Consider the following 25,048-nt stretch of genomic DNA (forward strand, 5'->3'; position numbering starts at 1 on the left):
CAGGATCCCTCGCGATGGCTTGGAGTCCTTCCAGGCTAGCCGCTCCGCGACGCAGTCACGAGACGTAAGCGTCGATCTCGGCCAGATAGGCATCCTTGAGGTGCCTGGGCAACCAGGTGATCTCGAAGGCGTTGCGCTGAAGCTGCGCCAGCTCCTCGCGGGTGAGCTGCAGCGCGTCGTGCAGGGCGACGAGGTTCTCCTGGACGTAGCCGTCGAAGTAGGCGGGGTCGTCGGAGTTGATCGTCACCCGCACGCCCAGGTCCATCAGCTTGCGGATGCCCTCGGCCTTCATCGAGTCGGTGACGTAGCCGTTGGAGATCGGGCAGCACGTCAGCCCCATGCCGCGCGCCAGCACCACCTCGACCAGCCGCTGGTCCTCCAGGATGTTGACGCCGTGGTCGATGCGGTCGACACCGATCTCCTCGATGGCCTGGCGGATGTGCTCGACCGCGTCGTCCTGGTCGACGTCGCAGTGCATGGTCAGCAGGTAGCCCTCCTGCCGGGCCCGCTCGTAGACGGCCGCGAACTTGCGCGGCGGGTTGCCCCTCTCGTCGGAGTCGAGCCCGACCCCCGCGATCCACTCCTTGTACGGCAGCGACTCCAGCAGCGTCGCCATCGCGTACTCGGCCTGGAAGTCGCGCAGGAAGCACATGATGAGCTGGGCCCGCACCCCGAGCTGGGCGTGCGCGTCCATGAGCGCCCGCCGCAGCCCCCTGATCACCACGTCGAACGGCACGCCGCGCGAGGTGTGCGCCTGCGGGTCGAAGAAAATCTCGGCATAACGGACGTTCTGCTCCGCGGCCTTGCGCAGGTAGGCCATGGCCAGGTCGTAGAAGTCGGGCTCGGTGCGCAGCACCTTCATGCCCTCGTAGTAGATCGTCAGGAACGAGGACAGGCTGTCGAAGGTGTAGGCGGCGCGCATCTCCGCCACGCTCGCGTACGGCAGCTCGATGCCGTTGCGCGCGGCCAGCTCGAACTTGAGCTCGGGCTCCAGCGTGCCCTCGATGTGCAGGTGCAGCTCGCACTTCGGCAGCCCGGCGATGAAATCCTTCACCGTCCCACCTTAGAAGCTCAGAAGCCGATGGCCCTGAGAAGCTCAGAAGACGATGGCCCTGAGAAGCTCAGAAGACGATGGCCAGCCCCACCGCGAACAGCGCCCCGTACGCCATCTGCAGCTTGCCCGTCTGCTGCAGCACCGCGATCAGCGCCGGCCCCACGGCCTTGCCCAGCACCGCCCTGATGGGGCCGATCGCCAGCGGCACCGCCAGCAGCACCAGCGCCGCCCACGGCGTGATCGGCACCATCGCCAGCGCCACCACGAACGGCACCACCTGGCAGGCCACGTACAGCGTACGCGTGCGCTCGGCCCCCAGCAGCACCGCCAGCGTGCGCTTGCCCGAGCGGCCGTCGGTGCCGACGTCACGCAGGTTGTTGACCACCAGCATCGAGCACGACAGCAGCCCCACCGGGATCGACGCGAACAGCGCCGCCCAGCTCAGGTGCTCCGTCTGCACGTACGCCGTGCCGACCACGGGCACGATCCCGAAGAACACGAACACGGCCACCTCGCCCAGGCCGCGGTAGCCGTACGGATGCTTGCCGCCGGTGTAGAACCACGCGGCCGCGATCGCCGCCGCGCCCACCAGCAGCACCCACCACGCCCGCGTGACCAGCACCAGGATCAGGCCGAGCACGGCGGCCAGCGCGAAGCAGCCCAGCGCCGCCGCCAGCACCTCGCGCGGCGTGGCCGCGCGCGAGCCGACCAGCCGCATCGGGCCGACCCGCTGGTCGTCGGTGCCCCGGATGCCGTCGCTGTAGTCGTTGGCGTAGTTGACGCCGATCTGCAGCGACAGCGCCACGAGCAGTGCCAGGACCGCCCGCCACCACACGAAGCCGCCTTCGCCGATCGCCACGCCGGTGCCCACCATGACGGGCACGACGGCGTTGGGCAGCGTGCGCGGGCGGGCTCCGGCGATCCACTGCGCGGGAGTTGCCATGTTGTCGTTCTACCTCTAGCTGATGTCGGTCGTGAGCCTGATCATCCGGACCGGCCGGCCCATGTCGAGGACGCGCTCGGCCATGTCCTCGCCCCAGCCCGCCGACTCCAGGAAGCCGAGCATCGCGTAGTTCTCCGCGAACACCCAGGTGACGATCTGACGGAAGCCGTCTTCCCGCATGTAGTCGACGGTGGCGTTGAGCAGGCGGCTGCCGTGCCCCCGGCGGACGAAGTCGGGGTCGACCAGCAGCGTCAGCATCTCGGCCACCCGCCCGGGGTCGAGATCGGGGTCCTCGGCGGGCGCGTGCGAGACCAGCCCGACCACGCGCTCCCCGCCGCGGGGTGTGACCAGGGCGGCGCTGCCGCCCGCGCCGAGGGCGGGAAAACCCTCGGTGTCGAGGATGGTCTCCACCGCCACCAGCACCCGGTGCATGGGGCTGGGCGGGGCGACGATCGCCTCGTCCCACTGGCGCAGCCACATCTTCTCGGCCGCCGCGCCAGTCATCTGCTCGAGTGGGCCCTCGGGCAGGAAATCCCGATAGCCGTAGCGCCAGGCGCGGATCTGACAATTCGCAACCTGGAGCACATCCTCGCGCCGGGCCGCCCGGACGCCTACGTCTGCCATCTCGGCCCGCTCCTTCGCCTGCCGTTCATGCCACAAGGCACGAGTTACACCGTATCGGTGTTTGAGCCTTGGAGACGACGCGAACCCCGCTTCCTCGCCCGGTAAGCCCGTGTCTTGGTGCGGTTGCCGCATACCCGCATGGAACACCACGAGCGGGAACGGTTCTTCGACAGGTCGATGAACGCCCACTGACAGGTTCCCTCCGCGCACACCTTCAGCCGATCCCAGTCCGCGCTCAACGCCGCCGCCGCGATCCGCGCCAGCCCGCCACGCACCCCCGGCACGGCCGGGACCAGCTCGGGCCCCTGATTTCCGACCTCGACCTTCAGCGGCAGCTCCGGCAGGCCGGCCCGCTCCTGCCTGAGCGCGGCCCGCAGGCCCTCGCGCAGGGCGTGCGCGATCTGGAGGTCGTCGTCGGTGGCGCGGTCGCGCGGGCCTGCGAGGTCGTGCTCGCGCAGCCACACGGCCAGCTCGGCGGGGGAGGACAGCTCGTCCGCTTGGGCTTCGACGTCGAACGTGTTCACGAAGTCTCGTACGAGCTCCGCGGGGAACGGCATGCCGTCACTCTACTGTCCGATGATCGTCATCGCTTCAGCCAGCCTCCTGACTCCCTCCCGCAGCTCCGTCAGGTGCGCGGCGGCCATGTGCGTGACCCGGATCCTGGGGCCCGGCGGCTCGGCCGCGTAGTACAGCCGGCCGGGGCTGATCAGCACCCCGGTCCGCCGGGCGGCCTCCGTCAGCGCGGTTTCGTCCACGGAGGCGGGCAGGCGTACCCACAGATGCATGCCACCCGCGGGCAGCAGGTGCGGCTCGGCCTCCGGCAGCAGCTCGGCGAGGGCCGCCGCGAGCGCGTCCCGGCGGGTCGCGATCTCCGCGTGCACGGCCGCGAGGTGCCGCCGCCACGCCGGCGACCCCACGAACTCCAGCGCCGTCTCCTGCAAGGGCCGGGCGACGAAGAACGACTCCACGAGCTGGCTCGCCCGCAGCCGGTGCGCGGCCGGCCCGCGCGCGATGACCGCCGCCACCCGCATGCTCGGCGACAGGATCTTCGTCAGCGAGACGATGTGCACCACCGTGCCGTGCCGGTCCATGGAGGCCAGGGACGGGGGCGGCTGCGCGGTCAGGTACCGGGCGAAGTCGTCCTCCACCACGAACGCGCCCGCCGCCCGCGCCACCTCCAGCACCTGCCGCCTGCGCTGCGGCGGCAGCGTGGCGCCGGTGGGGTTGTGCAGCGTGGGCTGGCAGAAGAACACCCGCGCCCCCGTGACCGCGAACGCCTCGGCCAGCAGGTCCGGCCGCACGCCCTCGCGGTCCATCGGCACGGCCGTGGCCCGCAGCCCGGCCGCCTTCGCCGCCGACAACGCGCCCGGATACGTCGGCGTCTCCACCAGGATGGGCGTCCCCGGGGCCGCGAGGGCCCTGAACGCGTGCGTGAGCGCCGCCTGCCCGCCGCTCACGATGAGCGCGTCGGCCTCGGTCACGTCGCTGCCCGCCTGCGTCGCGAACCACCGCCGCAGCTCCCGCAGGCCCGTCAGAGGCGGCATCGCCCAGGCGTCCGGCCGGCGCACGGCCCGTGCCGCGGCCGCCGCGAGCTGCTTGTCCGGGCGCAGCCCCGGCCGCAGGTAACCGCCGGTCAGCGGCACCACCCCCTCGGGCGCCGCGCCCAGCAGCGCCGACACGGGCCCCTCGTCCACCACCCGGTCGCCCAGGGCCACCGTCTGCCAGGACAGGTCGGGCGCGTCCTGCGCCGCGTCACCGGCCCGCCGCGCCACGAACGCCCCGCTGCCCGGCCTCGACACCACCCGCCCCTCCGCCGCGAGCTGCCCGATGGCCCGGGAGACGGTGACGGGGCTGACGTTGTGGCGGCGCATGATCTCCCGGCTGGACGGCAGCCGCGCCCCCGGTCCGAGCCGATCGGCCTCTTCGCGCAGTATCGCGGCGATCTGGGCGATACTGCTATCGTTGTTCATGAAAGTTGAGAATAGCGCTACTGTCGCCAGGGGAGTAGCGGTCCCGCCGACCCTCGGCGGCCGTGGCACGTGGCTGGCGTTCCTCGGCGTCCTGTCGTTCTCGGGCTCCATGCCGGCCACCGTGTACGCGATGCGCGGCCTCGACCCCTGGCTCGTGGCCGTCGGCCGGGCCGCCGTGGCCGGCGCCATCGCCCTCATCTGCCTCAAGGCCGCCGGCCACGCCCTCCTCCCGCCCCGATCGCAGTGGCCCGCCTACGCGCTCATCGTCCTCGGCGTCGTCGTCGGCTTCCCCGTCTTCAGCGGCCTCGCCCTCCACCTGGGCGCCAGCACCGCCCACTCCGCCGTCGTCATCGGCCTCCTCCCGGCCGCCACCGCCGCCTGCGCCGTCCTGCGCGCCGGCGAACGCCCCCGCCCCCTCTTCTGGGCCGGCTGCACGGCCGGCGCCGCCGCCATCACCGCGTTCACCCTCATCCAGCACCACGGCCGCCCCTCCTGGCCCGACCTGCTCCTCCTCGGCGCCCTCCTCTCGGCCGCGATCGGCTACACCGAGGGCGGCCGCCTCGCCAAGCACACGCCCGGCTGGCGGGTCATCTCCCACGCCCTCGTCCTCTCCCTCCCGCTGACGCTCCCCGTGACGGCCGCCCTCGCCGCCACCACCCCCATCACCTTCACGGGCGAGTCCCTGGCGGGCTTCGCCTACGTGTCGGTGATCTCGATGTTCGTCGGCTTCATCCCCTGGTACGCCGGCCTGGCCAGGGGCGGCATCGCCCGAGCCGGCCAGACCCAGCTCACCCAGCCCCTGCTGACGCTGGTGTGGGCGTGGGGGTTGATGGGGGAGCGGTTCGGGGCCTCCACGGTGGTGGCGGCGCTGGCCGTCCTGGTGTGCGTCGCCATCACCCAACGCGCGCGTACGTGAGGACGGGGCTGGGCCATCGCAGCGGCGCGCTCGTGCGTGAGGACGGGGCTGGGCCATCGCAGCGGCGCGCTCGTGCGTGAGGGCGGGGCTGGGTCATCGCAGCGGCGCGCTCGTAGGTGAGGGGAGCCCCGCGAAGATCGGAGCTCTTCACGTGAGGAGAGCACCGTCCACCATGCCCGCGAAGACCGGCGCTCAGCTGTCACCAGTGAGCCGCACTTGACGCATACCTTGTACACCCTGGCTTGACTCATCGCCGGGACGCCCGCGCTTGTACTTGAAAGCCGTGACGCCGCCCCGCAGGATGGCAGAGGGAGGTGTCACAACCATGGCGGACCTCACGATCCCAGAGGGCGGTTTCTGGCCCGCGCCGGAGATCCCGCAGCCCAATATCTACCCGATGGAATGGCACGTGGAGACGGAGAAACTCGCCGCCATCTACGAGAAGTCCAAGCGCGAGCTCTGGAACCCGGCCGACCTGCCCTGGGACGGCCTCGACCCGGCCGACTTCACCAGGGAGCAGCGCCTGGGCATCATGTACTGGTTCGCGGTGCTGGCCAACTTCGACGCCTCCGGCCCGGCGGTGTTCGCCCGCGCGACCATTCAGGCGTTCGAGAAACACGAAGAGGACCCCGTCAGGAAGTGCTTCTTCTCGATCACCCGCGACGAGATGAACCACGAGGAGTGCTGCCAGCGCACCATCGCCAAGCTCTGGCCGGGCGGCCCGCTCGACTGGACCCCTTCCGACGACCTCGAATCGGCCGCCCACAACAACATCGGCTGGCTCTACCACAACGGCGGCCGCTACTGGAACGGCTACACCTCGGCCGTCGGCAGATACTCGCTGCCCGTGCTGTTCACCAGCTTCATGATGGGCGAGATGGCCGCCTCGACGCTGTTCAGGGGCATGTCGTCGGGCACGAAGCATCCCGTCTTCAGCGAGATGTTCAAGCGGATCGGCCGCGACGAGGCGCGCCACCTGCAGATCTGCATGACCATTCTGGAGAACGAATGGCCGGGCCTCACCGACGAGACCCGCGCCCTCATCACCCGCCAGCTCAGGGCCGGTTTCGTCTTCCTCAGCATGATCCTCTGGGAGCCGCCGGAAGGCTTCTGGGAATTGCCGCCGTACTTCCTCGACAACCACCTCGTCCTCATGGACCTCGCCAGGCAGGCGGGCCTCGGCGTGCTGTCGAGCAAGGAACAGGCACAGAACTGGCGCATGGCGATGGCCCACATCCGCGCCATCGTCGAGCGCTGGGGCATCGCCTTCCCCGCCATCCCCGAGCTGAACCTGGAAGGGGTGCACGTCGACTTCATCGACCCCGAGGAGATCATCCCGGTCTTCTGACTAGCATGGCCGGCATGTGGCCACGCATCGACGGACTCAGGGTCCTCGAACTCGGCACCCCCGGCAAACTCCGTACCGAGCTCACCGACCTGGTGCTCGCGGGCACCAAGACGGCCACGGCCGGCCTGCTGCCCCTGGACTACGAGGCGGAAGGCGAGGAGGTCGAGCACGTCGGCGAGCACCTCGTCCTCGTGGACGACACCGGCGCCCGAGTCGGCGAGATCCGCGTAACGCGCGTAGAGCTGACACCGTTCGCGCAGGTCAGCTGGGAGTTCGCGAAGGCGGAGGGCGAGGGCTTCACCTCAACGGAAGACTGGCAGGAGACGCATCGACGGTACTGGGCGGGCCTCGGCTACGAGGTCAAGGCCGACACAACGGTGGTCTGCCTCTGGTTCACCCTGATCCCACCAGCACCCACCACCCCCTGACCAGCGCCAGACCCACGGACCGTCACCACCGCCAAGCCAGCGGAGGCGTCATCTGACGATCATGGGGACAGGACATCCTCTCGCTCCTACACACGCCCTCACCCGAGTGCCACGGAGGCATCACCCACCCAAGCCCCGGGAAGGAACGGAGCCCCGGGAAGAAGAACGGAGTCCGGAAAGGGAGCGGAGCCCCGGAAAGGAACGGAGCCCCGGAAAGGAACGGAGCCCCGGAAAGAGACGGAACATCGGGAAGAAGAACGGAGCCCCGGGAAGAAGAACGGAGCCCCGGAAAGGGAACGGCGACGACCGCCCTCCTCCTCAAACCGGCCACTGCTCCTCAGGCGAGACATAGCTCCCTCGATGCGGAATGCTGTACACCCACCCCTCTTCCCGCAGCAACGCGATGGCACGCCGCACGGTCTCACGCGCCGCGCCATACTGCCGCACCAGTTCCACCTCGCTCGGAATCTGCTGCCGTGACATGAACTCACGCCGCTTGATCCGCTCCCGCATTTCCCCCGCGATGTGCCGGTAGAACGGCGCCAACCGCCCGGAGGACCCCGCAAGTGTGGGATCGTTGACGAACGTCCCTTCTCCTTGCCGCGTGTGAACCAACCCCTGATTCCGCAGCACCCGGATCGCCCGCCGCGCCGTCGTACGCGCGACCTTGAACTCCCGCTGGATCTCCGCCTCGCTGATCACGGGATCTCCGGGCGAGAGCTCGGTGGTGATACGCGACCTGAGGACCTCGCTGATCTGGAGATATAGATAGGTGTCACCCTCGCGATTCAGCACGTCCTAAGGGTATCCAATGGTGAGGTCAACGGAAGGGAAAATAAGATCTCTTATTTATGGGCCATTCTTCACGGTCGACCACATATGTGCCCCCATACGCTACCGTGACCACCCACCCCGACTCCCTGAGATACGCCAGCGCATGCCGCACGGTCTCCCTCGCGACACCGTATTGTCGCATCAACGAGTTCTCTCCGGGAATGGCCCCCCTCGGAGGGATATCACCACCCACGATACGTGTGACGATGTCCGCGGCGACCCTCTGGTATTTGAACAGCGTCCTGCTGGACCGAGGCGTCCCAGGAGGCCCCACATAGGTGCCCTCCGCCGTGATCGTGTGCACCAGACCCTGACTCCGCAGCACCCGGATCGCCCGCCGGGCTGTCGTCCGGCTGATCCGGTACGTCCGCTGGAGAGTCGCCTCACTGGGCACGAGATCACCGGCACGGAGCTCGCCGCGCACGATCTGATCGCGGATGACGTCGGCGACCTGCTCGAAGAGAGACCTGGGGTTTTCACGATCCAACACGCTCCGATCATAGGCAAAGACGTCCATGCCCACGCAGCAAACGTCCATAAAGGCAAGCAGATACAGCAGCTAGTCGAGAGCCGCACCCCCTACGCCCGCCTGCGAACACCACAACGCATCCCGTCGCCTTCCCAGGTGCTCCCGGCTACGACCAAACCCCACCCACGCCGGCCCACCCCAAGCCCTCGCCCGCCCGCATCACGCCACAGCCGACCCGCCACTGTCCCCTCGCCCGCACCCGACATGTCTTACGTCCGGGTCGGCCCTACACGGACACCCGCCCCACCCACACGGGCCGATCCCTGTGCCGGTCTTCCCTTCCCGCTCCCGACCGGGCCCTCCACCAAAACGAGCTTGCACCTGATCGGCTTCTGCACCCGAGCGGCCCTGCACCCGACCGGCCCCTGACTCGACCGATCCTGCCCGGAGCGGGCTTGGATCCGACCGGCCTTGCACCAGAACGGGCTTGTACCTGATCGGCCCCTGACTCGACCGGTCCTGCCCCGGAGCGACCCTGTGCCTGACCCGATCCTGCGCCGGAGCGGGCTTGGACCCCGAGCCCTTCCTGTACTGAAGCGGGGCTTGCGCCCGAGCAGTCGTCCCATCGGAGCGGGCCTGACGCATGACGGGCCTTCCGTATCCGACCAGTCCTGCCCCCTGGGGTCAGGGCGTGCCACCGCTTCGCATGGCGCACCTGCGCCGAACCGGCCCAGCCCACCCGCCCCGAACGGCTCGCCCGAGATGGCCTTGCCCGCTTAGCTCTGTCCCGAGCGGGCCTCGGTCGAGATAGGCCTGCCGCCGAGCAGGTCCTCCTGCGCGGCTCTTCCCCCCGACGACCTGGCCCTGCCCCAGCTGCTCCGTCTGGGTCGCCTCGTGCCTGGGCCGCTTCCTGTCTGGGCTGCCTCGTGCCTGGGCCGCTTCCTGCCTGGCCAGCCTCCTGCCTGAGTCGGCCCCTTGCCTGACTTGCCGTCCCGTCCGAGCCGGCCCTTCAGCAGCCCTGTGCCATGCACCAGTTCCTCAGAACCCGCATCCCAGCCTGCTCTGTCACCAGTTGCACCGAGTAGCGCGAGCCCCGACCCGCCACTGTCGCGAAAGTCGGAGTACCCGATACCGATGACCTATACCCGCACTGTGCTCAAGCGCCACAATCGTTCCTGCGGCCATCGCGGAACGTTCCCTTCGATCTCGACTTGGCCCTCGAAGGGAAACGCGATGGCCGTCACCATTCACCCGTCGCACCCAAATGTCGCCAATGACCCTGGCATTTCCGAGCAACACCACATTCCGGGCCGCATGCGCCCATGGGCGCCAAACCAGGCTGGCGGGGTAGAACGGGCCATGCCTTGGCCTCGCCTTGGGCGGCCACCGCGCATCCCCCTTCAAAGCAACGATTCATGGTGAAGAAGAACGGCGGTGGCCGCAGACCTAAGTTTGACGCCCCCGCGGAGCCCGCCGCAGCAGATCGGCATGATGAACAGCCAAAAAGATGCCTGCGCATGCCCGGCCAAGCCGCAACCCTCGCATAACGCCACGCCTCGCAAACGCCAGAACGTAAGCCTCAAAGGATGACCTACCGACATCCGATGCCATTCGAGGATGATGTCGTGAACTCAACGACCCAAGCATGAACGAAATGGCCGAATAGGCACGAAACGAAAAGATTGTCAGCTGGAAAGATTGGTGACGGCCATCGCGGCCCTCCGAATACGCAGTTCTGGAGGACGCCGAGCGCGATGGCCGCACACAACATTCTGCCGCCTGAACCCCGCGCAGTGAAGAGTTTCATGACCGGTGGCTCCGACTTTTGTGGGAAAGCCATTGCGGAGGAGTGAACGCGATGCCGCCGGACGGGTGTTGCGCCCCCGTCCGGCGACAAGGTGCACCGACCGCCCTGTTCGAGCCACCGCCACCGCTAGATGCGGACCGGACATCGCTGGCGAAACCACGAACAGGGCAACCACTGGCGGTGCACCGCGTTCGCGCAGGCCAAGGGCGACGCGCCTGCCCACAGCCCTCACTTGGGCATGGGCCGCGCCCTGACCTGCGCGAGACCATGGACGTGGCCCCTTGCGTCCACGAGACATGGGGCCACGTCATGACGAGTAGTGGCCGGCTGACGTCCGTACGGCCTACCCGCGCCATTAGGTTCTCATGGTCGTCCCTTGGAAAACTGCTGTTCGGCGCTATAAGGGGGATGATGCCTTTTGCGGGATGCTGCACTCATGGTCCGGCGTGGAAACGATTTACAGGGGAATCCTCCTCCACGACTCGTCCGCGATAATAAGGTGATCCAGTAGCCGCAATTCGACAGTCTGTGCGGCCTCGAGAAGCCTGGCGGTGGCCTCAAGGTCTTCCTGGCTGGGGTCGAGCGAGCCGCCGGGATGATTGTGGGCAAGCCCGAACATCGCGCCGCCCGCGGTGAGCACCTCGGTGATGACCTCGCGGACGGGCATCACGGTGTGATCGCTCCCGCCCTCGGTCAGCACCGCCCGCTTCAGGATGCGTCCGCGGGTGTCGCACGCCACCATGACCAGCCGCTCGTGCTTCCGGTCGCGGAGCAACGGGGCACACGCGTGCGCCAGGTCGGACGTGCTGGTGATGCGTTCGGGCTCGGGCCCCGACTCAGCACGGCGTACGAGATGGAAGGCCGCAGCCACGCGCGCGGCCTTGGCCGGGCCGATGCCACGCATCGTGAGTAACCGATGCGGGTCGGAACGGCTGAGGCCGTCGAGGTCTCCACAAGCCTCGATCACCTGTGTGGCCAGGTCGAGGGCGCTCGCCCCACGGAACCCCGAGCCGAGCAGCACGGCCAGCAGCTCCCGATCCGCCAGGGCGGCGGCACCGCTGGACATGAGCCGTTCGCGCGGCCGGTCACGTTCGGACAGGTCTTTGACTCGCATCGGCAACCTCCGCAACCGTTGTATCAACCCGCACCGACAATCCCTGACCTGCGCATTCGCGGTGAACCCTGGTCGCCCCTTACGCGTTCGTATGCGTGCGATTTTCGACTCCCACGCCTCGCTATCCGTCCCCGGAACGGTTCGAGACCTGATCCCTTGGACTCTCCGTATGCCTCCGGCGCCGACTCCGCCGGCACGGTAACTGAGCTGGGGCCGGGTGCTGCGGGGTTCGCAGAGGGGTTCGGAGCGCCGCCGTCGTTCGCGGCAGGCATGGGCATCTCCGCCGTCACCACGGGCGCTGGGGTTCACGGCGGGCAACTTCCTCGCGAAACAGCCGGACGGTCTCAGCGCCGAATGCGTTGCCATCCTCTGGGGCACCGGTGTGACCGGGGCTGGCGTTGATCGAGGAAGGGCGCGATTCGTGCCGGGAGAAGGTGCTCGTCAGCGGAGGCATCGGCAGCGTTGCGGTGCTCCTGCTGTCTGGACGCATCCACGTCGTCGCGACCGCTTTGTCCAAGTACGAGGCGTACGTCCGAGATCTCTGGGTCGGAGGGATTGTCAACTATCGCGACGCCGACACCATCGAGGAGTGCTTACGCCGCTCCTCGGGAGGCGTTGACGCGATCATCGACCCCTCTCTCAAGGGCGACGAACTGATCACACCGTTCAGAGCCGTCCGGCCCCGGCGGGCGCCTGCTCATCACCACGCCCGGCATGCCGGCGTCCTCAGCCTTTGAGCGGACCGACCTCGCGGTCGCCGTGGTGATGAGCACGCTGAAGCTCACCAAAGAGGCCCAATTACCACTCGAGCAATCGGCGGCACTCTGGCTGATCCCACACTCGCCGCTATCGATTTCGACGACAGTGCCCAGGCATATCGGGAATCCGCTCGCGCGCGTAGCCGTGGGAAGGCCGTCGTCACGATGCCGGACGAACCGACCCCTTGAGTTATGCGGGACGAGGCGGTGTCACGTCGATTACCTACCGTCGCCGCGTATGGCGGCGGGCCGATGAGGTCGGCTTCGTCATTGGTGAGACGGCGGCCCGGCGAGGTCGGCTTCGTCATTCGTGGGGAGGCGGAGCCGCGCCCGCGTGCCCATCGCGCGATGCGGCGAGGACGGGCCGAGGAGGTGGGCCAGCGTCAAGTCCGACCAGAGAGGGGCGCACTGAGGGTACGAGCACCTTTTGCTTGACCTCGGCCATCCTTCCTTGATCACCACCGTGCCTGGCTCTGTCATGTTGATGCTGGGAAGCGCGGCCGCACGTTCGGCGTTGTGACCGTCCGGCCGAGGCGTGAGGAGACGGCACGAACTCGTCAGGTCGGGAAGCTCCGGGCAAGATGGTGCTCACCCGGAGCTTCCCGCCCTAAACGGGCATGCTGTACATGATCCGGAACCGGTCGCCCGGGATCACGATGTCGCTGGTCTCCACCGGGCGGTCGCCCGCCCAATGGGTACGTTCCACATGAAGAACATGAACCCCCGCCGCCAGGTCCAGCGCATCGCTCTCGACCGGCCGGGGGATGCGGGTATGAACGCTCTCGACGATCTCGGTGATCTTTATGCCGTGCGCGTACATGCGCGCGACCAGACTCCGCCGTTCCTCTTCCGTATGAGGCGTGAACTCGCGCAGCTCATACGACGTGGCGAGCTGGAGCGGCCTGCCATCCCCACGGAAGACGTAATGCGTCTTGGTCAGCGTCGCCGACTCGGGCAGTCGCAGCCGTCTGCCGATGTCGGGGCCCGCTTCGGTGGGCTCGCTGTGCCAGTCCCATGTAACTCGCCTGCCTTGGGATTGGAGGTCGGCGGCGAACGGGGCAGGGTGGTCGAGGAAACGCCATCGGTGCAGAGGTGTTAGGTCGGGGCGTTCCCTGACGTAATGGCCCGAGCCCACGCGGCCGATGATGAGGCCCTCGCCCGCGAGCACGCGTAGTGCGTGACGGGCGGCGGTCTCACCGACCTGATACTTGCGGGTCAGCTGCGCGCGCGAGGGGATAGGCGCGCCGGGGGGAAGGGTGCCGTCGGTGATCTGTCGCCGGATGTCTTCGACGACACGCAGGTAGACCGGATCTGAGGTGGCCACTAGTCCATCCCTGGGGGTTCGTGTGAGGCGTTGCCCCATGTTGCCGTATTCGGCAGGTAACCGACCGTCATCGATGACAGATGGAGCCCCAACTTTGCGGCAGCGGAAAATTATCGGAGAAACCTTGTAACGCGGATGTAAGAGGTCGCGATTCTCCGGTAGAGGTCGTCGATGTGTGTACCCCCGAGCACATATCGGCGACCTCTTCCATGTCCGCCGTCGCGAGCCGCCACCTGTGGTGGTCATGAACCCCGAGGTCGGCACCGGGTTCGAGGGACGAATCCGCGGGCCTTTCAAAGGGGACGCCGGCTCTTCCCCGCTCATCCCGACCGAGCTCTGCCGCACCTCCACCCTCTCACGTCCCGCCGCCCCACCGCGCCTCCAAGCTCCGTCACCCAGGCTTGCTCCGTCCCGCCCCCTCCTGCTTACGCCCCGCCCCGGGCGGGCTGCGCCGCTTCTTCATGCCCACCGCTTAGGTACGCCCTGCCACTTCGTCATGCCGCCACCGCTGGCTGCGTCCTGCCGCTTCCTCATGCCGCCACCGCTGGTTACGTCCTGCCGCTCCGTTATGCCGCCCCGCTTGAATGCGCGCTGCCGCTCCGTCATGCCCCGACCACTTGGGGAGTACGCCCTGCTGCTTCGTCACGGCACCAACTGGTGGGGTACGCCCCCGTCGACTCTCGCGCGCCACGCCCCTGGTCACGTCTTCATCTTTGATCACGCCACGATCACTGCTCAGCCAGCACTCGTCTCGTCCCACTGTTGATCACATCCCAGCTATCGGGGACGTCTTCACTACGCCGTCACGCACCAGTCGCTTCGGCACACCGTTGCTCGCGCACGCCGCACCTGCTCGTAATGTCCGAGGACTTCGTCGCGTACCACGGCTCCGTCGAGTACCGCCGCTCCGTCACGTACCACGGCTTCGTTGCATACCAGGGCTCCGTCGGTACCAGGGCTCCGTGGCCTACTACGGCTCCGTCGCGTCACTCGCATGCAGCAACACGTCCCCGCAGTTCCTTCCACATCCCCTCGCCCACAACCGCGCTTTGTGCAGTTAGGAGCTCGAACCGCCTACCGTGATCTCCAGCCGTCGCCTTCCCGTGGTCGCCGCCCTGTGCAAGGCCGAGCCGAATTCGCGCCATCCTTGCCCTCGCGCGACAACCGCCTGTGCTCAATTCCGCCCCCCACTTCGGCAAGCACCAAGTGGTCACCTGGTATCGCAGCCGAGTGGCCGTACCTCGGCCAGCCGGCTCCCCCTACGTTGTGACATCGAACATCCGTCACCCAACCGGCCCACCTCACGCGTCCCGGATCGCGCCGGGCTGCACCACCAAGAGGGACAACATGATCGAGATCGGCAAGCTCCTCCCGTCCGACCGGAACGCATGGGAGAGCTTGTTCCGCGCGTACATCGACTTCTACGAGCGCACCGAGCCGGACGAGATGTACGACCGGGCGTGGCAGGAGTTCCAGGCAGACACCCGCCTGCACGCCTTGGCGGCCAGGCTGGACGGCCAGCTGGTGGGCATCACGCATTTCCTGACCCACGGAAGCACGTCGGCGCCCGACACCGAAGTCTGCTACCTGCAGGACCTGTTCACGGCTCCCGGCGGGCGAGGCAAGGGCGTGGGCCGCGCATTGATCGCCGCCGTGACGGACTGGGCTCGGGAACGCGGCTGCTCTCGCGTGTACTGGAACACCCACGAGTCGAACAGCACAGCCCGGCACCTGTACGACAAAGTTGCCGAGAACCGTGGCTTCATCCGGTACCAGATCGAACTGCCATAATTGGCCGCATCAGGGACTGCTCCTGGACGCCGAGGACTGCTTCCCGTTGCGCATCCAGTACGGACGCAACCCGGCGGGCTTCGGCAGCCTTCATGTCGCACCCGTAGTGGTCGGTGTGACCTTGGCGACAACAAATTCCGTCGCTTCGGCCACACCAAGCATCCTGAGCCCGGAGACATCCCCTCACTCACCCAACGCCTCCTGCATCGAGAGGATCCGTACGGACTTCCTCGGGTATAGGGAGAGGGCGCAGCCGGGCATCCGGAGGCGGGCAACGAGCGGCTCCAGGCAGGCGAAGCGGGGTGGCGACGTCCAATGGATTTCCGAATCCAGGTAGCGTTCGCACTATGGCATCGCCAACTGGAACCACCGACGCACCCTTCGGCCGTATGCTGACCGCGATGGTCACGCCGTTCACCTCCGACGGTGAGGTCGATTATGCGGCTGTGCGACGTCTTGCCACCTATCTGGTGGACGAGCAGCGCAATGACGGACTGATCGTCAACGGGACGACCGGGGAGTCGCCCACCACCTCGGACGAGGAGAAGCAGCGCATCGTCAGCGCCGTCCTCGAAGCGGTCGGCGATCGTGCCGCCGTCGTGGCGGGGGCCGGCACCAATGACACCCGTCATAGCGTCGAGCTGGCGAAGCAGGCGGCGCGTGCCGGTGCGCACGGCCTGCTGGTGGTGACGCCTTACTACAACAAGCCTCCGCAAGAGGGGTTGTACCAGCACTTCACCGCCGTTGCCGACGCAACCGACCTGCCGGTGATGCTGTACGACATTCCCGGACGTAGCGGCGTACCGATCAAGACAGAGACCCTGCTCCGGCTGGCGCAGCACGATCGCATCGTGGCCGTGAAGGACGCCAAGGGTGACCTGTTCGGGGCGAGCCAGGTGATGGCCGCGACCGATCTCGCCTTCTACTCCGGTGACGACCTGCTCAACCTGGCCTGGCTCTCGCTCGGAGCGGCCGGGTTCGTGAGTGTGGTCGGACATGTGGTGGGCGCCGAGCTGGCCCGCATGATCCACCTCCACAAGAATGGCGACGTCGCCCAGGCCCTGGCCGTACACAGCCAGGTGGCCCCAGTAGTGGACGGGATCATGCTGCGTGCCGGCGGCGCGATCATGGCGAAGGCGGCACTGAGCATGGTGGGAATGCCGGTCGGTCCGGTACGGCTGCCGCTCGTGGACGCCACAGAGAAGCAAATCGCCGAGCTGCGTGCTTGCCTGGTGGCCGGCGGGGTGAAGTTGACAGACGCATAGGAACGGGGAGGAACCGGGAGTTTTGAGAACAAGATCTGACCGTGGGGGCCAGGCATGAGCCATCCGCATCCTGAGCTTGGCCCCCCGCCGCCGCTGCCGGAAGGCGGCCTGCGCATCGTCGCGCTGGGCGGGCTGGGGGAAATCGGCAGAAACATGGCCGTCTTCGAATATGACGGTCGCCTGCTGGTCGTCGACTGCGGGGTGCTGTTCCCCGAGCCGGACCAGCCGGGTGTCGATCTCATCCTGCCTGACTTCGAATACATCAGGGACCGGCTCGACGACGTCGAAGCCGTGGTGCTGACGCACGCCCACGAAGACCACATCGGGGCGGTGCCGTACCTTCTGCGCGAGCGGCGCGATATCCCGCTCATCGGCTCCAAGCTCACGCTTGCCCTGATAGAGGCCAAGCTCACCGAGCACAGGATCCAACCGACCAAGCTCGAAGTCGTCGAGGGCGAACGGCACGAATTCGGGCCGTTCGACTGCGAGTTTCTCGCGGTCAACCACAGCATCCCCGACGCCTTGGCCGTCGCCATCCGGACGCCGGCGGGCATAGTCCTGCACACCGGCGACTTCCGGATGGACCAGCTTCCGAGCGACGGCCGGCTCACCGACCTCGGCGGCTTCGCCAGGCTCGGCACCGAGGGCGTCGACCTGCTGATGTCCGACTCCACCAACGCCGAGGTGCCGGGCTTCGTCACCAGCGAAAGGGAGATCGGGCCAGTCATCGACGAGGTGATCCGCACCTCCGAGCAGCGGGTCATCGTGGCCAGCTTCGCCTCGCACGTCCACCGCATCCAGCAGGTCATCGACGCGGCCTTCCGGCACGGCCGTAAGGTCGCCCTGGTGGGCAGGTCCATGGTGCGGAACATGGGTGTGGCCCGCGACCTCGGCTACCTGAAGGTCCCGCCGGAGCTGATCGTCGACTCGCGCGACATCGAGGAGTGGCCGCCGGAGGACGTGGTGCTCATCTGCACCGGCTCCCAAGGCGAGCCCATGGCGGCGCTGTCTAGGATGGCCAATCGCGATCACCCGATCCGCATCGCCGAAGGCGACACCGTCCTGCTGGCGTCGTCGCTCGTGCCGGGCAACGAAACCGCGGTCAACAAGGTCATCAACGGCCTGACCAGGTGGGGTGCCCGGGTCGTACACAAGGGCAACGCCAAGGTGCACGTCTCGGGGCACGCGGCCGCGGGCGAGCTCCTGTACGTACTCAACCTGACGCGCCCCTCGAACTTCATGCCCGTGCACGGCGAGTGGCGCCACCTCCGCGCCCACGCCAAGCTGGCCGCCCTCACCGGCGTGCCCGAAGACCACATCGTGATCGCCGAGGACGGCGTCGTGGTGGACCTGGTCGACGGACGCGCGCGGATCGTCGGTGCGGTCCACGCCGGGTACGTCTACGTCGACGGCTCGTCGGTGGGGGAGATCACCGACACCTCCCTGAAGGACCGCAGGATCCTCGGCGACGAGGGCTTCATCTCGGTGGTCGTCGTGGTCGACTCGAACACGGGCAAGCTCACCGCCGGCCCCGAGATCCATGCTCGGGGGTCGGGCATCGATCCCGCCCAGTTCGACGAGTTCATCCCGCAGATCGAACGGGCTCTCCAGGAGAAGGCCGCGGACGGCGTGGTCGACATGCAGGAGATCCGACGGGTCGTCCGTCGTACGGTGGGGCGCTGGGTGAGCGACACCTACCGGCGCCGGCCGATGATCATCCCTGTGGTGCTCGAAGTCTGAGCCTCCGGACGGTACGGCAGGTGCTTTGACCTGCCGTACCTGCGGAGAGCTGTCGGATGTCTGTGGGCCGCCGACGGGGGCCGCGGACGGTGTCCTTCTTCCGGGCTCACGGACCGGGTGCGACTCGATGATGGCTGGTCCCGGGTGAAGGAAGCCGTGGCTGCTCGGGCTGCTGATGGCGTGGGCGCGTCCAGGGCCGCCATGGCGCAGGCTGTAGCTGCTTGGACCGCTATGGGTGCGAGCGCGTTCGAGGCCGCCACGATGCGGGCCGCCGTCGCCGCCACGACCCGGGCCGTCGGCGAGTACAGCTCGGACAGCGTGACGGACACATCCGAGATGACCGTCATGTGCCTGTGCATGGTTTTCGTCGCAGGCGGATGGCGGCGCCGCGATGAACGGGGGAGGCGTGGCACCGCGCAAGTGATGCCACGTTGACGTCTCGATGGGGCACAAGGGAGGCGTGGCGCCGCGCGACTGATGCGACTTTGGGGTTTCCCGGGGGCGCACGTCAGGCGTCCCTTCTGCGTAGCAGCCAGATGGCGAGGCACAGGGGAAAGGCCGCGTAAGCGATCATGACTGCGGCTGCTGCTGGTGGCGACAGGAGTGAGCCGTACACCGAGGTCGTGATGGTGTCGCCGGTGATCTCACGAGGCAGGGCGCCGATCATCAGCGAGCCGAGCCGCTCGCTCCACGGCTCGGGAATCTTGCCGATGATCATCGGCAACACGTAGACGAGGCCGACGATGATGGCGGTCGTGCCCGGCACCGATCGTAGAATCGCGCCGAGCCCCACCCCGAGCAGCGCGAACACCGGCACTGTGAGGCTGAAGGCGATCAGAAGCGGCAGCCGGTCACTGAAGGCGCCGGTGTAGGCACCCGAGAAACGGTCGCCAAGCACAACACGGGCCGCGAAATAGGAGCCGAAGACCGTCACCGCCCCTACGAGCAGGCCCAGCCCGCCGACGACCACGGACTTGGCGGCGAGGACGGGCCAGCGACGCGGAACGAGGGCCAGGCTTGTCCTGATCATGCCCGTCCTGTACTCGGACGTGATCACCAAGGTGCCGAGGACACCCATGCAGAGCTGAGGGATGATGGTGAACACCTCCTCCAAATCTGCGATCTTGGCGCGTGCCTGTTGCTCCGGCGAAGCGGCGTCGTACATGCCGGCCGCCGCAGCGGCGAGCGCCAGCCCCAGGAAGACGGCGCTGAGGCTGATGCCGAGTGCCAAGTAGGTGGAGCGGACCGAGCGGATCTTCAGCCATTCGGAGGTGAGGACGGTCATACTGGGCGTCCTTTCGGGCCGAGGGGTGTGGCCTGGGCATCTGTGGTGGAGGGAGAAGCTTCGTCGCACGTCGTGTGCTTGGGCAGGTCCTGTACTGGGGCAGGTCGTGAGCTGGGGCACGTCCCGTACTGGGGCAGGTCCTGAGCTGGGGTGCGGTGAGATTCGAGCGGTCGGTTCAGGAGGCGGACGGGCGCGTTCAGCAGGAGCGAGGAGACAGCCCGCGGAGGCGTCGGCGCGGACGATTCGCGGGGGATCGTGGTGCGACGTGAAGAAGTGATCGGGCAGAGGTGCAACTGCGTGTGCCAGGGCCGGCGTGGATTTGAGATCTAAGAGCCCGTACGGTCATGCGTCTTTCCGCTTGAGTTGGTAGTAGCCGATGGCGAGAGCGACGAGCGGGTAGGCGAGAAGCACGGTGAGGGCCGCCCAGGGGGCCAGGAAGCCGTCTCCCAAGCGGGAGGAGAGTCGTTGGCCTGCTATTTGGGGGACGAGGCTCGGCAGGAGAATCGTGGAGATGCGGGTGTTCCATGGGGGTGGCAGGTAAGTGGCGATGCCGGGTAGGACGAACAGAAGGGTGACGACGGACATGACGGCGCCCGCTGTGGATCGCATGGCGGCGCCCAGACCGAGGCCCACCAGCGCCAGCGCGGTCACCGACATGCCGGAGGCGAGCAGCGTAGGCAGGTCGTGGCTGAAGGAGACCTCGTTGAAGCCCAGGTGACGGCCGCTCGCGATCTGGCGGCTCGTTGCATAGGTGAGCAGGAGGATCGCGTGCGCGGCCACGAAAGTGGTCATGCCGACGATTGCCGCCTTGGCCAGGAATAAGGTGCTGCGGTTCGGGACGGTGACAAGGCTGGTGCGGATCATGCCCGTGGCGTACTCGGAAGTGATCGCCAGTACCCCGAGGACCGCCAGGCTCATCTGGACGAGTGGCAGGAAACCCTGTTCGGGGGCGGCTGCGCGGAGCGTGCCGCGCTCGTCGGCGAGGGCGCAGACGTAGAGCGTCCAGGCGATGCCGAGGGCCACCGTCAGCGCCGCCGCGCCGACCGCGTGGTAGGTGGAGGTCACTGAGCGGAGCTTGAGCCATTCGGACGAGAGGACCGCCTTCATCGGACCGCTCCGTACTGCACGCTGTCTGCGGTCAAGGCCATGTACGCGTCTTCGAGGGATGGATAGTGGGTGGTCAGCTCCGCGAGGGTGGCTTCGGCGATGAGCCTGCCTCGGCCGACGATCACGATGCGCTCGGCGGTGAGAGCCATCTCGCTCATGAGATGGCTGGAGAGCAGGATCGTCCGGCCCTCCGCGGCCAGCGAGCGCATAAGGTCGCGGATCCAGCGCACGCCGTCGGGGTCGAGACCGTTGACCGGCTCGTCGAACATCAAGATGCCGGGGTCGCCGAGCAACGCCGCCGCGATGCCGAGCCGTTGCTTCATGCCGAGGGAGAATCCGCCCACCCGCCTGCGTGCCACGGTGGCCAGCCCGACCTGGTCGAGCACCTCGGCGACACGGGCAGGACCGATGCCGTTGGTGCGGGCCAGGCAGAGCAGGTGATTGTAGGCGCTGCGGCCGCCGTGGACGGCGCTCGCGTCCAGGAGCGCCCCTACCTCCCGCATCGGCCGGCGTAGCGAGGTGTAGCGACGGCCGTTGACCAGTGCCTGGCCGGACGTCGGCGCGTCAAGGCCGAGGATCAGGCGCATCGTGGTGGACTTGCCGGCGCCATTGGGACCGAGAAACCCAGTCACATGGCCCGGCTCGACCGTGAAGGAGAGGGCGTCCACAGCGAGTGTGGAGCCGTAGCGCTTGGTGAGGCGGTGAAGTTCGATCACGCCGTAAGGATGCGGGGTGGCGGGGCGGCATCGCGTCGGACCACGGTTGGAACTTCAAGGTCAGACCCTGGGTTGACGTGCGCAGCCCACGCCAGCGGCTACGGTTCAACGCGTGAACGAGACGCACCCCTTCTTCGCCAGGCGCATGAGCCGCCGCCAGTTGGTCATGCTCGATGCGGTGGCGGGCGTGTGCGCGGCGTTCACCTTCTTCACCGTCACCGTCCATGTGGAGGCGCTGGCGCCATGGATGCGACTCGCCCTTCCTCTCGGGCTGGGCCTGCCGCTGGCGATGCGCAGGTTCTGGCCGCTGCCCGTCTTCTGCTTCACGCTGGTGCTCGCCATCTTCGCGGCCCTGATGGGCGCGGCGGGGCTCGTGTACCTCGCACCCGCGTACGCCTTGTACATCGTCGCGCTGTCCGACAGGCTCGGCGCGGCAGTCCCATCGTCGGCCATCGCGGTGGTGAGCTTGATGACCATCGTGAGCGTGACAGTGGCAGGTACGCCCCGCGACCGTGCCCCAGACTGGCTCGTGCATCTCGACCAGCCGCTCTTGGGGATCGCCGCGTTAGGCGGAGCGTGGACGATCGGTCGGGCCGTACAGGAGCGCAGATCCTATGCCGCACGTGACGCCGAGCGGCTGGCGGCGCAGGCCGTGGCGGAGGAGCGGCTGAGGATCGCTCGCGAGCTGCATGACGTGGTCACGCACAGCGTAGGGCTGATCGCGGTCAAGGCCGGGGTCGCCAACCATGTCATGGCCACCAGGCCTGAGGAGGCCCACGACGCCTTGCGGGTGATCGAGACCGCCAGCCGGAGCGCGCTGGTCGAGATGCGGCACCTGCTGGGGGTGCTCAGGTCGACTGCCGCACCCGACCGGGTTCCCACGCCCGGTCTGGCGGGCCTTGAGGGCTTGATCAGGCAGACTCGGCTGGCGGGAGTCGAGGTGGAGTTCGAGCTCCACGTCGAGAGCGGCGATGAGGGCAGGGTTGGGTCCATGCCGCAGGAGGCAGCGACAAGGCAAGAAGCGGAAGTTCTCCGCCACGCATCAGCGACGGGCCCGATAGAGGTCGCGCGCGATGGTGCGCTGGGGCAGATGTACGCCGTTCCAGGAAGCACCGCAAGGGGGCAGGTGGACGCTTGTCCGGGCACCGCACCGGGGCAGGCGGACACTTGTGCAAGTGGCGCAGTGCCGGGGGAGGTGGAGGTCTTCTCGGGCGATGCGGTGCCGGAGCGGGCGGAAGCCTTGCGAGAGGGGATGGCACAAGGGCGAGTGGCGGCAGCACGGGGAGAGGCCGCGTCACATGGGTTGGAGGCACAGGTCACGCAAACCGAGCTGACGCTGAGGGAGGCGGAGGTCCTCCAGGGCGGCACGGTGCGAGGAGGCGTCAGGGCTCCGTGTGGTGGCGTGACGCAGGGCGGTGCGGAGACTTTGCAAGGTGGCACAGTGCAGGGTGGTGTGGAGGCTGTGCCCGATGGTGCGGCGCGCGGTAGTACCGAGGCCTTGCGCGGTGGCGCGTCACGGGAGGGCGTGGCGGCTATGCGGGGTGGCATGGCGCCGGGCGGTATGGCGCGGGGTGGCGTGGAGGCCTTGCGGAGTGGTGCGGCGCGGGGGAGCGCGCGGGCCTTGCCAGGTGTTACGGCGCAGGGAAGGCCGGAAGCTTTGCGAGAAGGGGGAAGGTCGCTAGGGGATGCGGTGTCGGGAGCAGGTGTGACGGGGTCCGAAGGGGAGGCCGAAGCATGGGCACGGTTGCCTGATGGTGTGGGGTTGGCGGTTCATCGCATTGTGCAGGAGGCGCTGACCAATGTGGTCAAGCATGCGGCGCCGACTCGCTGCAGTGTGGTCGTGGCGTTGGATGCTGAGGAGGTACGGATTGAGGTGGTCGATGATGGGCCGGGGCGGCGTACGTCCGCTGGTGGGTCAGGTCGGCGGATGGCCGGTGATGGGGCGGGCCGGCGAATGCCGGGTGATGGGGCAGGGTGGCGAACATCTGCTGAAGGGCCGGGATGGCGAACATCTGCTGATGGGGCGGGGTGGCGGACGTCTGGTGACGGAGCGGGGCAGCGTGCGGCGCCGGGTGAGGGGCCTGGGCATGGCCTGATCGGTATGCGTGAGCGGGTCATGATGTATGGCGGGGTGTTTGAAGCGGGGAGTCTGCCCGGGCGAGGGTTTCGAGTGTTCGCGAAGTTGCCCTATGAGGAGGTTTCGTGATTCGGGTGGTCATCGCCGACGATCAGGCGTTGCTCAGGGGGAGCTTCAAGGTGCTGATCGATTCCGAGCCTGATTTGGAGGTGGTAGGGGAGGCGGCGACCGGGGCTGAGGCCATTGACGTCGTGCTGGAACGGCGGCCGGATGTGGTGCTCATGGATGTGCGCATGCCGGGTATGGACGGGATCGAGGCCACGCGTCGTATCAAGGATGTTGCTCGGGTTCTCGTGGTGACGATGTTCGACCTCGACGCTTATGTTTATGATGCGCTCCGGGCAGGGGCCAGTGGGTTTTTGCTGAAAGATACTCCGCCTGCCGATCTGCTGGCTGCCGTACGAGTGGTCGCCGCAGGAGAGGCGCTGCTGGCGCCTACGGTCACGCGTAGATTGATCGAAGAGTTTACGCGTGCTCCCGTTCTGCCTCGGGCGAAAAGGTTGAATGGTGTCACGGAGCGGGAGCAAGATGTGTTGTTGTTGATCGCGCGAGGGCTGTCCAATCGCGAGATCGCTGCGCATCTGCAGTTGAGCCTCGCCACGGTGAAAACGCACATCACGCGGCTGCTGGCCAAGCTGGAGGCCCGGGACCGGGCGCAGCTTGTTATTGTGGCGTACGAGAGCGGGCTGGTGTCAGCTACCGCGTGATGGTGTCGGCTTAATTGGGATACTGATCGATTCTGTGTTAGAGTAGTTGTTGTATTCAGAAAGTTTTTGCGAGCCAATCCAAGTGTGCACCGCCGAACGGGCCTCTTCTTTCGCCTACTGCATCTAGTAGCCAGTGTGCAGTTTCCTCTGCTTGAGTGATCAGCTCGCGTGGGTAGTTCAGTAGAACTTGGTGCTCTGCGAATTCGTCTACATCGTCGAGGATGAGGCGACCGTCTCTCATGCGGATGACGTCCAGGTCGAGATCGAGCATGGTGACCTCGCCGTCTTTCCATTCCGGGATGGTAGTGACGTCGACATAGATTTCGCTTTTGTGGGGCGGAGTGTTGAAGGACGCTGTCCACCAGGCGTCTCTGGGAAACAGCATGATCGCGGTTGTCTCCCACGTGACAGGTGGGCCTTCGCCCTTCCTGGCCACCGTCCCACCGGGGACTTCGGTCCAGACGCCGTGCTCGTCCTCACCCAGGAGACGAGCTGGATGATTCCAATGCAATGCGCCGCCGTACTTCCTGTAGACGATTCGCATATCGGTCATATGAAGAGACCTTTCCGTAGTCGATGGTCGTCACACGCAGTTGTTGGTGATGGAGGACGTCCAGTTTGGCAGTGCTCGCCGGCGGTGGTGCAGATGGGAGGGGGATTGGGGACGGTGTCGTGCCGAGGGAAAAGAGGTGGAGGCATACCTCGGGGATG

At 67.5% G+C, this 25,048-nt stretch carries 21 protein-coding genes and 1 pseudogene; 9 read left to right on the forward strand and 13 right to left on the reverse strand.

What is annotated here, in order from left to right:
- Window positions 1-55: 55 nt before the first annotated feature.
- The 5 genes from HCN51_RS45335 to HCN51_RS45355 all read right to left on the reverse strand — a co-directional run bounded on the left by HCN51_RS45335 (window position 56) and on the right by HCN51_RS45355 (window position 4,591).
- The gene (locus HCN51_RS45335) at window positions 56-1,054 is read right to left on the reverse strand and encodes an adenosine deaminase (protein WP_168018116.1); all 999 of its coding nucleotides are present in this window, start codon (window positions 1,052-1,054) and stop codon (window positions 56-58) included.
- Window positions 1,055-1,121: 67 nt separating this feature from the next.
- On the reverse strand, window positions 1,122-1,997 hold the full coding sequence (locus HCN51_RS45340) for a 1,4-dihydroxy-2-naphthoate polyprenyltransferase (RefSeq protein WP_168018117.1): 876 nt from the start codon (window positions 1,995-1,997) through the stop codon (window positions 1,122-1,124).
- Window positions 1,998-2,012: 15 nt separating this feature from the next.
- Window positions 2,013-2,501: a GNAT family N-acetyltransferase gene (locus HCN51_RS45345; protein ID WP_080042081.1), complete on the reverse strand. Its 489-nt coding sequence runs from the start codon at window positions 2,499-2,501 to the stop codon at window positions 2,013-2,015.
- Window positions 2,502-2,665: 164 nt separating this feature from the next.
- Window positions 2,666-3,178: a CGNR zinc finger domain-containing protein gene (locus HCN51_RS45350; protein ID WP_168018119.1), complete on the reverse strand. Its 513-nt coding sequence runs from the start codon at window positions 3,176-3,178 to the stop codon at window positions 2,666-2,668.
- Window positions 3,179-3,187: 9 nt separating this feature from the next.
- The gene (locus HCN51_RS45355) at window positions 3,188-4,591 is read right to left on the reverse strand and encodes an aminotransferase-like domain-containing protein (protein ID WP_168018120.1); all 1,404 of its coding nucleotides are present in this window, start codon (window positions 4,589-4,591) and stop codon (window positions 3,188-3,190) included.
- Here HCN51_RS45355 and HCN51_RS45360 point away from each other — a divergent pair.
- The 3 genes from HCN51_RS45360 (at window position 4,590) to HCN51_RS45370 (ending at window position 7,283) form a co-directional block, all read left to right on the forward strand.
- Window positions 4,590-5,507 carry a DMT family transporter gene (locus tag HCN51_RS45360; protein WP_168018121.1) on the forward strand — a complete coding sequence of 306 codons (918 nt, stop codon included), beginning with the start codon at window positions 4,590-4,592 and terminating at the stop codon, window positions 5,505-5,507. The two genes, HCN51_RS45355 and HCN51_RS45360, sit on opposite strands and share 2 nt — an antisense overlap.
- Window positions 5,508-5,832: 325 nt before the next feature.
- Entirely contained in the window at window positions 5,833-6,855 is a 1,023-nt protein-coding gene (locus tag HCN51_RS45365; protein WP_168018122.1) for a hypothetical protein, read from the forward strand.
- 14 nt (window positions 6,856-6,869) lie between these two features.
- Window positions 6,870-7,283 carry an ASCH domain-containing protein gene (locus tag HCN51_RS45370; protein WP_168018123.1) on the forward strand — a complete coding sequence of 138 codons (414 nt, stop codon included), beginning with the start codon at window positions 6,870-6,872 and terminating at the stop codon, window positions 7,281-7,283.
- Between the two features lie 318 nt (window positions 7,284-7,601).
- On the opposite strand, the gene HCN51_RS45375 is transcribed toward HCN51_RS45370, so the two are convergent.
- The 3 genes from HCN51_RS45375 to HCN51_RS45385 form a co-directional block, all read right to left on the reverse strand.
- On the reverse strand, window positions 7,602-8,078 hold the full coding sequence (locus tag HCN51_RS45375; RefSeq protein WP_168018124.1) for a GntR family transcriptional regulator: 477 nt from the start codon (window positions 8,076-8,078) through the stop codon (window positions 7,602-7,604).
- A 25-nt stretch (window positions 8,079-8,103) separates the two neighbouring features.
- Entirely contained in the window at window positions 8,104-8,634 is a 531-nt protein-coding gene (locus HCN51_RS45380) for a GntR family transcriptional regulator (RefSeq protein WP_168018149.1), read from the reverse strand.
- A 2,216-nt stretch (window positions 8,635-10,850) separates the two neighbouring features.
- Window positions 10,851-11,507 (reverse strand): JAB domain-containing protein, encoded by a 657-nt coding sequence (locus HCN51_RS45385; RefSeq protein ID WP_168018125.1) that lies wholly within the window; start codon window positions 11,505-11,507, stop codon window positions 10,851-10,853.
- A 398-nt stretch (window positions 11,508-11,905) separates the two neighbouring features.
- Here HCN51_RS45385 and HCN51_RS45390 point away from each other — a divergent pair, with 398 nt between their 5' ends.
- Window positions 11,906-12,244, forward strand: coding sequence for an MDR/zinc-dependent alcohol dehydrogenase-like family protein (locus HCN51_RS45390; RefSeq protein WP_168018126.1), 339 nt, complete (start codon window positions 11,906-11,908; stop codon window positions 12,242-12,244).
- Window positions 12,245-12,872: 628 nt separating this feature from the next.
- Here the strand turns inward: HCN51_RS45390 and HCN51_RS45395 are convergent.
- Window positions 12,873-13,589: a GntR family transcriptional regulator gene (locus HCN51_RS45395; RefSeq protein ID WP_168018127.1), complete on the reverse strand. Its 717-nt coding sequence runs from the start codon at window positions 13,587-13,589 to the stop codon at window positions 12,873-12,875.
- 1,347 nt (window positions 13,590-14,936) lie between these two features.
- Here HCN51_RS45395 and HCN51_RS45400 point away from each other — a divergent pair.
- The 3 genes from HCN51_RS45400 to HCN51_RS45410 all read left to right on the forward strand — a co-directional run bounded on the left by HCN51_RS45400 (window position 14,937) and on the right by HCN51_RS45410 (window position 18,385).
- Window positions 14,937-15,380, forward strand: coding sequence for a GNAT family N-acetyltransferase (locus tag HCN51_RS45400; RefSeq protein WP_168018128.1), 444 nt, complete (start codon window positions 14,937-14,939; stop codon window positions 15,378-15,380).
- A gap of 347 nt (window positions 15,381-15,727) precedes the next feature.
- Window positions 15,728-16,645 (forward strand): 4-hydroxy-tetrahydrodipicolinate synthase, encoded by a 918-nt coding sequence (gene dapA / locus HCN51_RS45405; protein ID WP_168018129.1) that lies wholly within the window; start codon window positions 15,728-15,730, stop codon window positions 16,643-16,645.
- Window positions 16,646-16,699: 54 nt separating this feature from the next.
- Complete coding sequence (locus tag HCN51_RS45410) at window positions 16,700-18,385, forward strand: ribonuclease J (RefSeq protein WP_168018130.1); 1,686 nt, start codon at window positions 16,700-16,702, stop codon at window positions 18,383-18,385.
- A 508-nt stretch (window positions 18,386-18,893) separates the two neighbouring features.
- Here the strand turns inward: HCN51_RS45410 and HCN51_RS45415 are convergent.
- From HCN51_RS45415 to HCN51_RS45425, 3 genes and pseudogenes are all read right to left on the reverse strand, one after another.
- Window positions 18,894-19,670 (reverse strand): ABC transporter permease, encoded by a 777-nt coding sequence (locus HCN51_RS45415; protein ID WP_168018131.1) that lies wholly within the window; start codon window positions 19,668-19,670, stop codon window positions 18,894-18,896.
- A gap of 342 nt (window positions 19,671-20,012) precedes the next feature.
- Window positions 20,013-20,777, reverse strand: a complete 765-nt coding sequence (locus HCN51_RS45420; RefSeq protein WP_168018132.1) for an ABC-2 transporter permease — start codon at window positions 20,775-20,777, stop codon at window positions 20,013-20,015.
- A gap of 62 nt (window positions 20,778-20,839) precedes the next feature.
- Window positions 20,840-21,493: pseudogene (locus HCN51_RS45425) on the reverse strand (ABC transporter ATP-binding protein); the annotation flags it as partial.
- 112 nt (window positions 21,494-21,605) lie between these two features.
- Between HCN51_RS45425 and HCN51_RS45430 the strand changes: the two are divergent.
- Complete coding sequence (locus HCN51_RS45430; protein WP_168018134.1) at window positions 21,606-23,699, forward strand: histidine kinase; 2,094 nt, start codon at window positions 21,606-21,608, stop codon at window positions 23,697-23,699.
- Window positions 23,696-24,337 carry a response regulator gene (locus HCN51_RS45435; RefSeq protein ID WP_168018135.1) on the forward strand — a complete coding sequence of 214 codons (642 nt, stop codon included), beginning with the start codon at window positions 23,696-23,698 and terminating at the stop codon, window positions 24,335-24,337. The genes HCN51_RS45430 and HCN51_RS45435 overlap by 4 nt, the downstream gene beginning before the upstream one ends.
- Before the next feature lie 55 nt (window positions 24,338-24,392).
- Here the strand turns inward: HCN51_RS45435 and HCN51_RS45440 are convergent, their stop codons facing one another.
- Window positions 24,393-24,890: a DUF402 domain-containing protein gene (locus HCN51_RS45440; RefSeq protein ID WP_168018136.1), complete on the reverse strand. Its 498-nt coding sequence runs from the start codon at window positions 24,888-24,890 to the stop codon at window positions 24,393-24,395.
- Window positions 24,891-25,048 lie beyond the last annotated feature (158 nt).

Source organism: Nonomuraea composti (assembly GCF_012034275.1).
Lineage (GTDB): Bacteria > Actinomycetota > Actinomycetes > Streptosporangiales > Streptosporangiaceae > Nonomuraea > Nonomuraea composti.